Below are 15,082 nucleotides of genomic sequence, written 5' to 3' on the forward strand. Positions count from 1 at the left end.
CTATGCTACCTCCCTTACAGTTGTTTCTTTTTTCTTCATCATATGTCTAAATAATACATATTGTGCTATACCTAATACTGTATATAAAATACAGAAGACCGCTAATGAAAATAGCACTGCTGCTCCGGAGTTAGAAGATACCCCTGATTCTGTAGGCATTACTCCAAAGATTATAAACGGTTGACGCCCCATTTCTGCCATAATCCAACCACAAGCAGTTGCTATCTCAGCTATCAGCAGCATCCATGGCATAATTTTTAAAAACCAACGTTTTTTAATTTCATTTTTTCTAAATGAGAATATTGTTCCCAATAATGCCATTAAGAATAATAATCCACCTGAAGCGCCCATAATTCTGAATGTATAATACATCACATGCACATTAGGAATATAATTTAAATGTTTTCCAATAATCGGATAATATTTTTCATCCATTTCTTTTTGAAGAGTGTGCATTCCTTTTAAACTACCTTCAAATTTATTGTATGCCAAGAAACTTAACATTCCAGGAATTTCAATTATTTCTTCTGTTTTTTGTTGTTTTTGGTCAATTTTTGCTAAAACAGAAAACGCCGCAACATTTCCCGAATCTTCATACATCGCTTCAGCAGCTGCTATTTTCATCGGATATTCTCTTACTAAATATTGTGCTTGAGAGTGACCGGTTACAAGTAATGCTGACGATCCTATTAAAGCACCTACAATAGAAACCTTAAATGCTTTTCTGAAGATTGAAACTTCATGACCTCTAACAATTTTCCATGCTGCAATTCCTGCTATAACAAATCCTCCTACAGTTAGTGATGTAGCAAGAATATGAGGGAATTGATTCCATAGATATGGATTTTTAACAATCGCAAAGAAGTCTATCATCTCTGCTTTTTTACCAATAATTCCGTTATCTACATATTTAACACCGACAGGATGTTGCATAAATGAGTTAGCTGATAAAATCCAAAACGCTGACATAATCGTTCCGATACTAACCAACCAAATACACATAGCATGTAATTTTTTATTAATTTTATCCCAAGAAAAAATCCAAATACCTATAAATGTTGATTCAAGATAAAACGCAAGCAATGCTTCGATCGCCAATGACGGACCAAATACATCTCCAACAAAAGATGAGTATTCAGACCAGTTCATTCCGAATTGAAACTCTTGTAAAATACCTGTTACGACCCCTACCGCGAAGTTAATTAGAAACAGATGCCCGAAAAACTTTGTGATTCTTTTATAATGTTCATCACCAGTTTTAACATAAATACTTTCAAATATCGCGATTAAGAATACCATACCTATTGTAATTGGTACGAAGAAAAAGTGGAACACTGTTGTTGCAGCGAATTGTATCCTTGCAAGTAATAGTGGATCCAACATAAAAATACCTCCTTTATTGTTTTAAATTATATTTAAAGTAAATATTACAATACTATTGTATAACATATTTTTATGATGTCAAAATAAAAATGTTAAAATATTGTATAATATCAACATTTTAACATTTTATGTTCACAATTTAGACAAATTTAGTTTTAATTAATAATGATAATAGCTATCAATAAGGGTTTTATTTAGTTATGTTTAACACCTAGCATTAAACTAATACACAAAATAATTAATACTATAATACAAACTTTTACAAATTTATATTCCTTTTCCGTATAATAAATTACTAATAATCCTAATATTCTTAAAACCGGAGTTAATATTAGAACAAAAATACCGCACATTAAATATGAATAATAATCAAATTTCGGCAAACCTTTTAACATTTTTATAAACGTATAATGTTCTATAACTAATCTACCGTCACTATGAGTAGTAAAAGCCAGAATAATACCTACAACGATAAATAAAGAACTGGTATAGACGCCTAATTTTAATATATTTGAAATAATAACATTAATATCCTTTTTATTATTCATCTACAGCACCCCCAGTCCTTTTAAGAACATATTGACTACAGTAAATAATAATATCGGTAAAAATATATATCGTATATATTTTGCTTCTAAACGTTGCATTACTTTCGCCCCTGTTCTTGAACCAATCAAAGTTCCAATAGCTATCGGTGCTGCTATTGTCGGATTAATTGTTCCATTGAAAAAATAAATTAATGCACTAGCTGTTGCGGTCACCCCCATCATAAAATTACTGGTTGCTGTACTTACTTTAATAGGTAATTTCATATAATTATCCAAGGCAATTACTTTAAAAGCACCACTTCCAATACCTAATAAACCGCTGGCAAATCCCGCACCAAACATAATCAGTGAACCATGAGGTACATTTGTTACGTTATAATTTACCGTTCTTTTTATTGCCTTATCATAATAAGATGAGTTTAATTTAAAAGTATCTGCATACTTATCATTCTCAACAATTTCTTCTACTCTTTTTTTAGTAATAATACCTGCTTTTTTCAACATTCCATAAAATGAGTTTAATAATATAAGTGAAAAGAATATATATAGTAGTTTTGATGAAAAAACTCCTGCCATCAAAGCTCCAACAACTCCACCCGCAGTTGTAAATATTTCAAGAAGCATTCCTACACGCATATTACTCATATGATCTTTTACAAAGGCTATTGCAGACCCGCTGCTTGTGGCTATTACCGCTACTATACTCGCTCCTATGGCATATTTAATATCAATACCGAATATAATAGTTAATGCCGGAGTAATAATAATTCCCCCCCCAAGACCGACTAATGATCCTAAAAATCCGGAAAAAACAGCAATTAAAATAAATTGAATTATTTCTGTCATAATATCTCCTAACTAATCTTTTGCATAGATTACCAAACAATTTTTATCAACATCTAATTCTATTTTTTTATTATCAAAAAATTCATTACTGGTTGCATTAGGTCTGGTCAAAGTCAACTCTAAATTCTCCGCTTCGTATTTGGCGTTTTTTATTGTCATAATAGTATGTTCATATAAGGGGACTATTGACAAATATTTGTATTCTTTTTTAGGTAAAAATATATTCTTACCTGCTTTTGCCACCATAATAATGTTATTATCATCAACAATATTCATTATCGTTTTAGAGTATTTTTCACTATTAAGTAATAGTATATTTCCAAAAAAATGATCCAATCTTTTTCCGGTTGCACCATAAATATTTATAATTCTTATATTTTTACATATACTATGTATTTTTCTTAATGCAAAATCTGCATCCGTTTCTATTTCATTATTTTTCTTATAATAATATTTAGAATTATTTTCTATTCTAAGTCGCTCATTATCATTAACAGAATCAAAATCGCCACAACCGATTAATAGCTTAATTCCCCTATTCACTAAATATTTTGCTCCACCATCAACACCACACCAATGACCCGAAGGTATTGAGTTCGGCTTTTCTCCATCAAGCATTATATTTATCTGTTTTATTTGTTCCATTATTTTAGTAATTCTCCCAAGGTTTGTTTTTTATTCTCTGCCGCAAACAAAAATGAACCACATACTAACAAATCGGCTCCACGTTCACGACATAATTTTGATGTTTCAATGTTTATTCCACCATCTACTTGAATTAAATAATTATAATTTTTGTTTATTCTGATATTATTTAATTCCACTATTTTATCAAGCATTTCATTTATAAATTTTTGACCGCCGAATCCCGGATTTACTGTCATTATTAGTACATAATCTACCTTAGGCAATAAATACTTTATACTTTCGACAGAAGTCTGTGGATTAAGAACTATTCCTGCTTTTTTCCCCGAATTCTTAATAACTTGAATTACTCTATCTGCATGATTAGTAGCTTCAATATGAAACGATACCATATCACAGCCAATCTTACAAAAACGCTTCACGTAATTTTCCGGATTAGCTATCATTAAGTGGCAATCAAAAAGTGCTTTTGTTTTTGTTCTTATTGATTCTATAATTGGGAAACCAAATGAAATATTAGGTACAAAATTACCGTCCATTACATCAATATGTAGCATATCAATTCCGACTTGTTCCAATTCTTTTATATCTCTTTCTAAATTTGCAAAATCTGCTGATAAAATTGATGGTAGTATTTTTTTCATTTTCAAACTCCTTTAAATTATTTAATATATTATTTTGACATTTTAAAGTTAGAATTTTATATAATAAAATTACTAATTTCTCTGTAATATTTAACAAAAAAATTTAATATTTTTTTTTCTGTGTTTCTTTTTCTTTGAAAAACATTTTATAATCTTCATAACGACTCTGTAATACTTCTCCCATTTTGACAGCTTCCTTTACACCGCAATTAATTTCTTCCACGTGATTACATGGTTGAAATTTACATGAATAATTACTAAACTCTCTAAATAAATATTGAATATCTTCTTTTTCTATAAATGTTATATCTATCGAAGAAAATCCCGGGGTATCCGCTATATAAAAATCATCAAGTTTATAAAATTCTATATGCCTTGTCGTATGGCGACCACGTCCTAAATGTTTGGAAATTTCTGCTGTTTCTATATTTAGACTACCTGATAATTTGTTAATAAAGGTTGACTTTCCTGCACCGGATTGCCCTGAAATAGCTATGTACTCTCCGGCTAATTGTGATTTTATTTTACTTATATCTCCTTCATCGTTAGTATATACTTTATATCCTATACTTTTATAATACTTCATTACTTTACATATATACTCATGTTCAGTTTTATTTAATAAATCTAATTTGGTAAAAATTAAGATAATATCAACATTACTGTTTTCATTTAAACAAATAATCTTATTAAGTAACTTGCTGGAAAAATCAGGATCTTTTGCTGATATAATAACCAAATTGTGATCAATATTTACTACTTTCGGTCTCAACAATTCATTTTTTCTACCCAGTATTTTTACCACATACCCTGTATTATTATCAGTCATCTGAATAATTACATTATCACCAACCAACGGTACAATTCCATCATTACGAAAATTTCCTCGTGCTCGACAAGTAATCATCTTTTCTCCAACCTGTACGTAATAAAATCCACTTAATGCTTTTAAAATTTTGCCTTTTTTTGTCATAATCATCCTTTACACTTTTTATATTACATATCTTTATTGTTTTTAACAATATTATTTATTATATTTTTTTGTGTTTTCTTAGCTAATTCTAACATTTCCACCGCATGTTCTTCTGATAATTTTGTTAAATTATCTCCTGATAACATTCTGGCTACTTCCATTATTTTTTCTTGGTCATTCAACTCTTTTATTTTTGTTAATGTTCTTTTATCAAATATCACTTTTCTAATCAGCAAATTTGTATCAGCTAATGCCGTTGTTTGTGGTAAATGTGAAATACACAATACTTGCGAATTAACACCTAACTGATACATTTTTTCTGCCATACGTTGCGAAACACGTCCACTAACTCCGGTATCAATTTCGTCAAAAATAATTGACGTTGCCTCAATACTGCGTGAAAAAATAATCTTCAATGCTAACATAACACGCGAAAGTTCTCCACCGGAAGCAACTTTTGACAATGATTTAAGCGGTTCTCCTAAGTTAGCACTGATAAGTATTCGTACATCATCACAACCATCTTGTGCAAAATCTTTTTCTTTGAAATCAACTTTTATTATACTTTTTTCCATATATAAAAACTTAAGTTCTTCTTGTATTAAGCTTTCAAGATGAATTGCTGTTTTTTTTCGTGCTTCTGTAAGTTTTTTAGCTAATTTCTTTATATCTGTTTCTATTACCGCACTTCTTTTTAAATAATTTTCTACATTTTCTTCATAGTTTTCTAATTCTTCTAATTCCTCTACTATTTCTTCTTTTAAAATAATCAGTTCATTTAATTTGCGTGAATATTTTCGCTCCAACATACGTATCTTATCTAATCTGAAATTAAGTTTATTTAATTTTTCTTCATCGTATTCTATGTCATCTGTATAACTGGATATTTCATATCTTAAATCATCTAATATATAATATAAATTTGTTATTTCTTCATATTTTTCATCAAAATTATCATTGTAACTACTTAATTCTCCTAAGTTGGAACGAATTCTTCCTAATTTTGACAAAATTCCACGCTCACCGTCTATATCTTCAGAAATACTATATGCCAAACTATTAACTTTTTCGAAATTTTCTAAGTAATCAATCTCTTTTTCTAGTTCAAAATCTTCATCTTTTTTTAATTTTAACGATTCGAGTTCATTATATTGATATTTTAAAAAATCTATCTTTTGTAAAACATCACTCTCTTGTCGTTTCAAATTGGAAATTTTTTCTTGTATTACTTTATACTCTCTATATTTTTCTTTATATTTTACTAATATCGGTATTATTGTTTCTTTTGAAAAAGTATCTATTAAATTTAAGTGATTTTTTTCAACTAATAATACTTGATTATCGTGCTGTTCGTGAATATCCAATAGATAAGCGGTTACTTTTTTCAATGTTGCCAGATTTACAACAATACCATTAATACGACAAATACTTTTTCCTGTACTGTATATATCACGTCTTATAATAATAACTTCATCATCTTCTACACCGAGGTCTAACTCTTTAAATATTTTTGCTACTTCTTTACTTTTTGGAAAATCAAATACCCCTTCTACACTTGCCTTATCTTCTCCGTATCTTATATAAGAAGTTGATGTCCTTTGCCCTGAAAGTTGGGATATAGCTGCGAGTATCATAGATTTTCCCGCTCCGGTTTCACCGCTGAGTACAGTCAATCCGTTTTTTAATTCAAGCGTCGCTTGTTCAATAATACCAAACTGTTTAATATTTAATTGTATTAACACGTACCTTCCCCCTATTTTATTTGAAGTGATTATGAGCATTATTTACTACATGCTCAATATTTATACTACCGTTATTTATATCTTTTTTAGCATTATAACTAAGTATCATAAGAAATTCAATATTCCCTTCTCCACCGGTAATAGGAGAATATGTTAAGTTTATCATACTAAAACCGACGCTGTTAGCAAGTAATAATACTTTTTCAATTACTTCTGTTTGAATTTTCTTATCTCTCACTATTCCACCCTTACCAACTTTATCACGTCCGGCTTCAAATTGTGGTTTAACTAATGCACACACCATTCCGTTATCATTAATTATAGCAGCAAGATTAGGTAAAATTAATGACAATGAAATAAACGATACATCAATAGATGCTATATCAATCGGATATATATTAAAATCTTCTTTTACACTATATCGAAAGTTGGTTTGTTCCATAACTTTAACATGTTCATTATTCCGAAGTTTCCAAACCAGCTGATTAGTTCCTACATCAAGTGCATAAACAAATTTTGCACCATGTTGTAAAGCGCAATCGGTAAACCCGCCGGTTGATGAACCGATATCAAGCATAACTTTATCTTTTACATCAAAACCTAATTCACTAATTGCTTTTTCCAATTTAAGACCGCCTCGACTTACATATGGCATTTGTTTCCCTTTAATACGAAGTGTAGCAGTAAAATCTACTTTCTCCCCCGCCTTATCTATTCTTATATTATCATTATATACTATACCTGCCATAATGGCTCGTTTTGCTTTCTCTTTTGAATCAAATAATCCTTGACTGACGCAAAGGATATCCGCACGTTCTTTTGTCATAACTACCTCTTTATCCAGTAACATATTCTTTAATATTGATTATAAAAATTATTTTCTAATTTATTATTATTACTTTTAAAATCAAAAAATTATTATTTTCATATACACTTATGTTTAATTTTACCATATTGTATGATTTTTGGCTATGCGTTAACTTGTCCTTTGTTAAATTAATAAAAATAGAGAACGACCTAAAATCGTGATTTCGTTAGAAATCAATTTTATATGATCGCTCCCACACAGTTCATTAAATTTAAGAAAAACTCTTTAAAATATATCTCTAAATCAATTTACCATAACGTATAACTACTAATGAGTAAATTATACTAGAATTTTTAACTTTTAAATCGCTCCTTATATTCTTAATTTTTTATCAACTGACATTTTTATATTCTACTGTAAAAATTTCCTTTTATTCTACATCATATCATTATCATGATAAATAAAATAATGACTTAAATATCTTTCAGTAACTCCATAGTCTCTTTTTCTTTTTTTGAAATAATTTTTAATATATCAGCAGCTTGTAAAACGCAGATACGTTCATCTGTTTCTCCTATTTTTTCAAATAGAGAAATTACCTCTGCCCATTTTTTAGCAATGTCGATAAATTCATTATACGCATGTTTAATAACTTGATTATTTGTTATTTGATATGCTTCGTGCAAAAAATCACGATAAATATTTCTAAATAACGCTCCACCGGTTCCTGATCTCTCCATTAGCATTGCAGAAGTTGAAAACTCGAATTTTCTATTTGTTGATCTATCAAACCATTTTATAATTTCTTTACTTGCTTTCTCAATACCTTTATAATTTAAGTTCTTAATAGGTGGATTCAGATAAGTATGTGCATTATTACGGATTGCGGTTATAATTGCTTCTTTCAATGGTATTATATCATTATCTTTTTCAAGGATATAATATAAATTTTTAGATGACATAGGTCCTTTTTCACTTCGTGCCATGGCTAAACTTTCTAATGATGTTTTCACATCAGAACCTTGTTGAACTGTATCAACTAAATAAGTATTTTTATCATCGTATCCAAGTATCGCAACATAATGACCTGCGAAATGGGGCGGATTTTTAAAATATTCCAAGTGATAGCAATCTAATTTTAAACCAACAGCCTTCCCACTATCAAGTAGTTGTTTTACCTCTTTCCATGCTTTTATTTTTGATGTTGTTTCTTTGACGGTTAATTTGAGATTCAAATTTTGTGCTATATTTTTTGTTAGTAAATCTGTTTTAATACGCCCTCCTATAAAAGGAAAATCCATATTTTTCATATTCCATATAATAAAGCCCAATCCTTGTCCTAAACCGAATAGTAACGGTTCGCTTAATTCAATTCCTAGTTGATTTAATAAAGTTCCTGTTGCTGTACTTTCACAGTGTTGCCCTATAAACGCTTTCGTTGTTATTTTCATTTTCTTAATCTCTCCAATTCATTTTTTATCCAACTTAACTCTGCTTTCAATAATACTTCACTTAAGCTAAATAATTGTCTTGCTGCTTGGACATTGCTACCTTTTTTCATTTTTTCTTGTAGAATTTTTAAATCTGTTAATAATACAGCTTGTCTGTCTTCTAAAGCAGTTATTAGTTCTAATGTATTAATTAAATGACTTGTAGCTAATCCTGTCATAAGATGTGTATTAGCAGGTTTTCTTTCTGAAATTTGATTTTTTGTTTTTTCTTTTAGCACTTCCATTCCCAAGTCCGTTATCTTATATTGTTTTTTCTCCTTTCCCTTAGTTGAAAGACTGGTTGCTAATTGCTTTTTCTCCAGACGTTCAAGTACATAATAGATAGAAGAAAAACCGATTTCTGCCGATTTTCTCATACCTCTTTCAGTGATTAAATTTTCTATATGATAACCATGCTGTGGTTGTTCTGCTAAAAGTCCCAGTATTATTTGTTCTGTTAATGATATTTTCATATTATTATTCTAGCACTAGAATACTTTCGTGTCAAATAAATATTAAATAACTATTTTTCAAAAATGTAGTGTTACAATAGATGTGAGACATATAATAAAAAAAAGAAGAGTAAATCCTGTATAATGAAGTTACACCAAATCAAAAAAAGGAATTTACTCTTATGAAAACTATTATAACAGAAAATATAGAAAAAACACAACGATATATACCTCATACTTTACAAACAAGAATAGCTGCAGTTAAAACTTATAGAAATGGTAACTCTATCCGCTTTATTTGTAGGCGCTATAAAATATCAAAAGCCTCTCTTTTGCGTTGGAATAAAAAATATGACGGTACTAAAGAGTCTCTTATAGATAAGTCTCATAGACCTCATTCTATTCACCCTAACGCCCATACAGTTGAAGAATTGTCTTGGATTAAAAATCTTATTAAACGTAATCCTAATATTTCTATGATTGAATTATATGCTAAACTTAAATTCAACAAAGGTTATAAAAGACATCCTTGTTCTTTATTTAGAGTGCTTAGAAAATTAGGTTTTTATAAAGATACTAAGAAAAAAGTAATTCCTTATAAACCTAAACCTTATAATACACCTACTGAAATTGGTAAAAAATGGCAACTTGATGTGAAATATGTTCCTAAACGTTGTTATGTAGGAGAAATTCCTGATAAATTTTATCAATATACTATTATTGATGAAGCTACTAGGGAAAGATTTATTTTCCCTTTTAAAGAACAATCATCATACTCTACTGTTCAATTTGTTAAAATGGCTATTGATTATTTTGGGTATAAACCCAAGATAATTCAAACTGATAATGGTTTTGAATTTACGCATTTTAAAGATACTAAACGAATACACCCTTTTGATGTATTGTGTAATAATCTTGGCATTAAACATCAACTTATTAGACCTAGAACTCCTAGACATAACGGTAAGGTTGAACGTAGTCATAGAAATGATAATGAACGTTTTTACAGGCATTTATCTTTCTTTTCGTATGATGATCTTATATCTCAGATGAAAAAGTATCTATATCGCTCTAACCGTCTTCCTATGCAGACTTTAAATTGGCTTTCTCCTGTTGAAAAAAGAAAAGAGCTACGGAAAGAGTCTATAAAAATATGCCGGCTTTATAATTCCTTGTTAGATAATAGATTTCACAACTTATTTGTCAAGGACAAGGGCTACGCCTTTTTCAAATCCTTGACAAATAAGTTTTAGAAATCTGAAATGTTCTCTAAGGAATTAAAGCTGGCAAATCTAATCAAATAATGTAATTTACGTCGGGGGCTTCATACGGTTTACATAGAAGCTAGCTTCTATGTAATTCTATTATATCCGGTATTTATTTTTTACTTTTTTTGTCTCACATCATTTACAAATGTACAATATTAAATAACTATTTTTCAAAAAATTTAAACTCAATTTATAAAGATTTAATTATAAAATCTTTATAAATTATTTGCTCGGCTACTTTTATTATATTTATAATTTTTCTTTTCGGTATTTTGAAACTATAATGGTTAATATATAAAAATACTAAGCAGTTATCTGTGACCGCTTAGTATTTTATCCTTATTTTTTCTCATATCTTGTATTCTACATAAAGCTTGTTATTTTACTTTTTTTATATTCCAAATATTTTTTGCGTATTCTTCAACCGCTCTATCAGCTGAAAAAATACCGGCATTGGCTGTATTAATTAAACTCATACGTCCCCATTTTTCTTTATCTTGATAAATTTTAGAAACTTTTTCTTGCATTTCTACATAACTGTCAAAATCTGCTAAACACATAAAATTATCTTGTGTTAAGAGATAATCTACGATAAAGCTAAAATTCATTCCACCAACTGTCATCGTACGAATAAAATCTAACGTTTCTTTAATACGTGGAGAACTGCTGTAGTATTCCCACGACTTATACCCACGTAGATTTAAGTCATTAACTTGTGATGTTTCTAAACCAAAGATAAAAATATTATCATGACCAACAGCCTCACAAATTTCGACATTTGCTCCATCTAATGTTCCAAGAGTTATCGCTCCATTTAACATAAGTTTCATATTTCCCGTTCCACTCGCTTCTTTTCCGGCTTGAGAAATTTGTTCGCTTATGTCAGCGGCAGGAATAATTTTTTCTGCTAATATAACTTTATAATCCGGCAAAAATACTACTTTAATATACTCCCTGACTAATTCATCAGATTCAATCATTTGAGAAATCGAATGAATAAATTTAATTATATTTTTTGCCATTTGGTATCCTGATGATGCTTTCGCCGCAAAAATAAATGTCCTTGGTACAGGTCTTAAACCGTTATATTTAATTTCTTTGTATAAATAAACAATATGTAACGCATTTAATAGCTGACGTTTATATTCGTGCAAACGTTTTACCTGAACATCAAAAATAGAATTTGGATTGACTGTTATGCCGGTTGTATTTTGAATGTATTCAGCAAGTTGTTCTTTTTTAATTTTTTTAATTTTCATTAATTGTTCAATAACTTTTTTATCGTTTACATAGTTATTTAATTTGTTAATTTTTGATAAATCTTTAATAAAATCATTACCAATAAGTTTTTCCAAATAGATTGCTAATTCAGGATTTGCTTGACCCAGCCATCTTCTATGAGCAATACCGTTCGTTACATTTCCAAATTTAGTTGGATATAATTCATTAAATGCCTTAAATGTCGACTCTACCAATATATCACTATGTAATTTAGATACCCCATTCACATTATGACTACCAACTATAGATAGGTTCGCCATTCTTATTTGATTATCATAAATAATAGCCGTTTGAGCTAGAGTATATCCTTTACCTTGTTCCAATACCCAAGCACAAAAACGCTTATTAATTTCTTCAATAATTGAGTAAATACGCGGTAATAATGGCTTGAACAAATCTACCGACCATTTTTCTAAGGCTTCTGACATAATAGTATGATTAGTATAAGCAAATGTTTTTGTTGTAATTTCCCACGCTTTTTCCCACGAATATCCGTATTCATCTAATAAAAGACGCATTAACTCCGGTACTCCCATTGCAGGATGGGTATCATTAATATGTAGCGCTACGTGCTCAGATAAATTTTCTAAAGTACCAAATTCATTATAATGATTCTTTATCAATTGCTGAAGTGATGCACTGATAAAAAAGTATTGTTGCTTAATACGCAATTCTTTACCCTCATTTGTACTATCGGCAGGATATAATAATTTAGAAATTGAAGAAGCGATTGCTTCTGCTTCTGATGATTTGGAGTATTCACCTTTTTCAAACAATTTCATATTAAACCCGGTTTTTGCTTTTGCTTCCCATAGTCTTAAAGTATTAACGCTATCTGTTTTGTAACCGGATATTAATAAATCATATGGTTCGGCTTGGATTGCCGTGTAATTCTTGTGTTCAACGGTAAAACCTTTTTCGGTTAATTTTTCCTCAACATATCCATAAAAACGTACTTCAACTTCTTCGTCATTACGATATACTAGACCGTATTTTCCAAGATCCAACCAATAATCCGGAAATTCTTCTTGCCATCCATTATTAATAACTTGTTTAAAAATACCATATTCATATAAAATAGAAAATCCCGTTACCGGATAATCATTACTTGTCAAAGCATCTAAATAACATGAAGCAAGTCTACCAAGTCCGCCGTTACCTAATCCCGGATCCGGTTCAATATTATAAATTTCATCTAATGAAAAATTATTATTCGCTAAATATTCTTTAACCTCTTGTTCTAATCCTAAATTAAATAAATTATTACGTAACGTACGTCCTACTAAAAACTCCATTGACATATAGTATGCACGTTTTTGTTTAGTTTTCTTTAATTCTTGTTCATATGCAAATTTTTTCTCCGATAATTCTTCCCGTACCGTACTCATAACAGCCTCATATATTTGACGTTTACTTGCTGCATCAATTGTTATTCCAAATTGTCTTTTTAAATATTTTTCTATTTTTATTTCAAATTTTTTTGCCCTCATCTATCTCTCCTAAATTATATTTTTCTATACTTATTACATTTTAAATATTATTAAACTATCAACTTATACATATTTATATATTTTACTGCTGATTTTTTCCAACTAACATCTTGTTGCATGGCGTTTTTTATTATTTTATTCCAGTTATAACGTTCTTGATAATAGCAATACGTTGCTCTATAAATCGCATCCAACATATCATAAGCATCAAATGTTTCAAAAGTAAATCCTGTGCCTTGAGATCCGTTAAACGGTTCAACAGTATCTTTCAATCCTCCTACACGATGAACGATCGGAACAGTACCGTAACGCATTGAAATCATTTGTGACAATCCACATGGTTCTGTTTTTGACGGCATAAGAAACATGTCGCATGCTCCATATATCTTTGCCGACATTTCGCCGGAAAACATGATTAAACTGCGCACTTTATCATGACGTCTAAACTCTAAAGAACGTAACGCATCCTCATAATGACTATCACCTATACCGAGAATAATTAGCTGCGCTCCGCATTTTAAAATTTCATCAGCTACATGCAATAATAAGTCAATTCCCTTTTGATGTGTAAGGCGGGTTACCATACCTATCATCGGTATATTTTCATTTATCTCCAACGCCATTTCTTCTTGTAATTTTAATTTATTTTGTACTTTATTTTTAATAGTTTCCAAATCGTAATTCTTATAAAGTTGTTTATCTGTTTTTGGATTAAATTTGTCTATATCTAAACCATTAACAATACCATGTAGTTTCCCTTGTTCAACCCTTAATATACTGTCTAAACCATAAGAAAAATACGGTTCTAAAATTTCATGAGAATATGTTTCACTCACCGTATTAATACAATCCGCCAATTGAATAGCACCTTTTAATAAATTCAAATTACCGTTATTAATTAATGCATCAAAATATTTATTATCTAAACCGAATAAATCTCCCATATCATATGGATTGAATATTCCTTGGAATTCTATGTTATGAATTGAAATGACACTTTTTATTTTATTATAAAAATTTTCACCACGTGATTTCAAATCATCTAAATATATAACTGATAGTGCTGTATGCCAATCGTTAGCATTAAGAACATCCGGTTTATATTCTATATGAGGTAATATTTCCAATGCCGCTTTTGAGAAAAATGCAAAACGCTCTCCATCATCATCTTGTCCATAAATACTCGAACGATTAAAATATTGTTCATTATCAATAAAATAAAATTTTACACCATCAATTTCCGTTTCAAAAATACCGCAGTATGCTTTTCTCCAACCTAAATTAATAAAAATATGTTTTTTATATTGTAAATTAAATTTTTCTCTATCAATTGAAGTATATAACGGTAAAATTACTCTTGCTTCAACATCTTCATCTTGCAATGCTTTTGGTAACGAACCTATTACATCACCTAGTCCGCCAACTTTAACAAAAGGTGCAGCCTCTGCTGCCACAAATAACACTTTCATTATAACATCTCCTTAGTTGTTATTAATCAATACAAAAAGTTTA

12 protein-coding genes and 1 pseudogene are annotated in these 15,082 nt (G+C 29.6%); 1 reads left to right on the forward strand and 12 read right to left on the reverse strand.

Going from position 1 to position 15,082, the window contains the following annotated elements; translation table 11 throughout:
- The 10 genes from BQ7358_RS07310 to BQ7358_RS07355 all read right to left on the reverse strand — a co-directional run bounded on the left by BQ7358_RS07310 (window position 1) and on the right by BQ7358_RS07355 (window position 9,552).
- Window positions 1-1,383 (reverse strand): cytochrome ubiquinol oxidase subunit I, encoded by a 1,383-nt coding sequence (locus BQ7358_RS07310; protein ID WP_072520417.1) that lies wholly within the window; start codon window positions 1,381-1,383, stop codon window positions 1-3.
- A 194-nt stretch (window positions 1,384-1,577) separates the two neighbouring features.
- Entirely contained in the window at window positions 1,578-1,931 is a 354-nt protein-coding gene (locus BQ7358_RS07315; RefSeq protein WP_062173361.1) for a DUF1634 domain-containing protein, read from the reverse strand.
- Window positions 1,932-2,777 (reverse strand): sulfite exporter TauE/SafE family protein, encoded by an 846-nt coding sequence (locus BQ7358_RS07320; protein WP_083577644.1) that lies wholly within the window; start codon window positions 2,775-2,777, stop codon window positions 1,932-1,934. It abuts the gene before it with no gap.
- Window positions 2,778-2,789: 12 nt separating this feature from the next.
- A complete protein-coding gene (locus BQ7358_RS07325; protein WP_062173359.1) occupies window positions 2,790-3,422 on the reverse strand; it encodes a thiamine diphosphokinase in 633 nt (210 codons plus the stop codon).
- Window positions 3,422-4,066 carry a ribulose-phosphate 3-epimerase gene (gene rpe, locus BQ7358_RS07330; protein WP_062173357.1) on the reverse strand — a complete coding sequence of 215 codons (645 nt, stop codon included), beginning with the start codon at window positions 4,064-4,066 and terminating at the stop codon, window positions 3,422-3,424. The genes BQ7358_RS07325 and rpe overlap by 1 nt, the downstream gene beginning before the upstream one ends.
- 103 nt (window positions 4,067-4,169) lie before the next feature.
- Window positions 4,170-5,039, reverse strand: a complete 870-nt coding sequence (gene rsgA / locus BQ7358_RS07335) for a ribosome small subunit-dependent GTPase A (protein ID WP_062173355.1) — start codon at window positions 5,037-5,039, stop codon at window positions 4,170-4,172.
- Between the two features lie 23 nt (window positions 5,040-5,062).
- Window positions 5,063-6,781, reverse strand: coding sequence for a DNA repair protein RecN (gene recN, locus BQ7358_RS07340; protein WP_062173353.1), 1,719 nt, complete (start codon window positions 6,779-6,781; stop codon window positions 5,063-5,065).
- Between the two features lie 16 nt (window positions 6,782-6,797).
- The gene (locus BQ7358_RS07345; RefSeq protein WP_072520419.1) at window positions 6,798-7,607 is read right to left on the reverse strand and encodes a TlyA family RNA methyltransferase; all 810 of its coding nucleotides are present in this window, start codon (window positions 7,605-7,607) and stop codon (window positions 6,798-6,800) included.
- Window positions 7,608-8,062: 455 nt separating this feature from the next.
- Complete coding sequence (locus BQ7358_RS07350; protein ID WP_072520420.1) at window positions 8,063-9,040, reverse strand: BtrH N-terminal domain-containing protein; 978 nt, start codon at window positions 9,038-9,040, stop codon at window positions 8,063-8,065.
- Window positions 9,037-9,552, reverse strand: a complete 516-nt coding sequence (locus BQ7358_RS07355) for a PadR family transcriptional regulator (protein WP_062173347.1) — start codon at window positions 9,550-9,552, stop codon at window positions 9,037-9,039. The genes BQ7358_RS07350 and BQ7358_RS07355 overlap by 4 nt, the downstream gene beginning before the upstream one ends.
- Window positions 9,553-9,713: 161 nt before the next feature.
- On the opposite strand from BQ7358_RS07355, the pseudogene BQ7358_RS07360 reads away from it, so the two are divergent.
- Window positions 9,714-10,664, forward strand: a pseudogene (locus BQ7358_RS07360) (DDE-type integrase/transposase/recombinase); the annotation flags it as partial.
- Window positions 10,665-11,176: 512 nt separating this feature from the next.
- Here the strand turns inward: BQ7358_RS07360 and BQ7358_RS07365 are convergent.
- Window positions 11,177-13,570: a glycogen/starch/alpha-glucan phosphorylase gene (locus tag BQ7358_RS07365; RefSeq protein ID WP_062173345.1), complete on the reverse strand. Its 2,394-nt coding sequence runs from the start codon at window positions 13,568-13,570 to the stop codon at window positions 11,177-11,179.
- A gap of 50 nt (window positions 13,571-13,620) precedes the next feature.
- Window positions 13,621-15,039 carry a glycogen synthase GlgA gene (gene glgA, locus BQ7358_RS07370; RefSeq protein WP_062173343.1) on the reverse strand — a complete coding sequence of 473 codons (1,419 nt, stop codon included), beginning with the start codon at window positions 15,037-15,039 and terminating at the stop codon, window positions 13,621-13,623.
- Between the last annotated feature and the right edge of the window lie 43 nt (window positions 15,040-15,082).

Source organism: Gemella massiliensis (assembly GCF_900120125.1).
Classification (GTDB): Bacteria; Bacillota; Bacilli; order Staphylococcales; family Gemellaceae; genus Gemella; species Gemella massiliensis.

Bases quoted from the DNA above. Each gene is read 5' to 3' on its own strand.
- BQ7358_RS07310 (WP_072520417.1), bottom strand. From the start codon at position 1,383: ATGTTGGATCCACTATTACTTGCAAGGATACAATTCGCTGCAACAACA.
- BQ7358_RS07315 (WP_062173361.1), bottom strand. From the start codon at position 1,931: ATGAATAATAAAAAGGATATTAATGTTATTATTTCAAATATATTAAAA.
- BQ7358_RS07320 (WP_083577644.1), bottom strand. From the start codon at position 2,777: ATGACAGAAATAATTCAATTTATTTTAATTGCTGTTTTTTCCGGATTT.
- BQ7358_RS07325 (WP_062173359.1), bottom strand. From the start codon at position 3,422: ATGGAACAAATAAAACAGATAAATATAATGCTTGATGGAGAAAAGCCG.
- rpe (WP_062173357.1), bottom strand. From the start codon at position 4,066: ATGAAAAAAATACTACCATCAATTTTATCAGCAGATTTTGCAAATTTA.
- rsgA (WP_062173355.1), bottom strand. From the start codon at position 5,039: ATGACAAAAAAAGGCAAAATTTTAAAAGCATTAAGTGGATTTTATTAC.
- BQ7358_RS07345 (WP_072520419.1), bottom strand. From the start codon at position 7,607: ATGACAAAAGAACGTGCGGATATCCTTTGCGTCAGTCAAGGATTATTT.
- BQ7358_RS07350 (WP_072520420.1), bottom strand. From the start codon at position 9,040: ATGAAAATAACAACGAAAGCGTTTATAGGGCAACACTGTGAAAGTACA.
- BQ7358_RS07355 (WP_062173347.1), bottom strand. From the start codon at position 9,552: ATGAAAATATCATTAACAGAACAAATAATACTGGGACTTTTAGCAGAA.
- BQ7358_RS07365 (WP_062173345.1), bottom strand. From the start codon at position 13,570: ATGAGGGCAAAAAAATTTGAAATAAAAATAGAAAAATATTTAAAAAGA.
- glgA (WP_062173343.1), bottom strand. From the start codon at position 15,039: ATGAAAGTGTTATTTGTGGCAGCAGAGGCTGCACCTTTTGTTAAAGTT.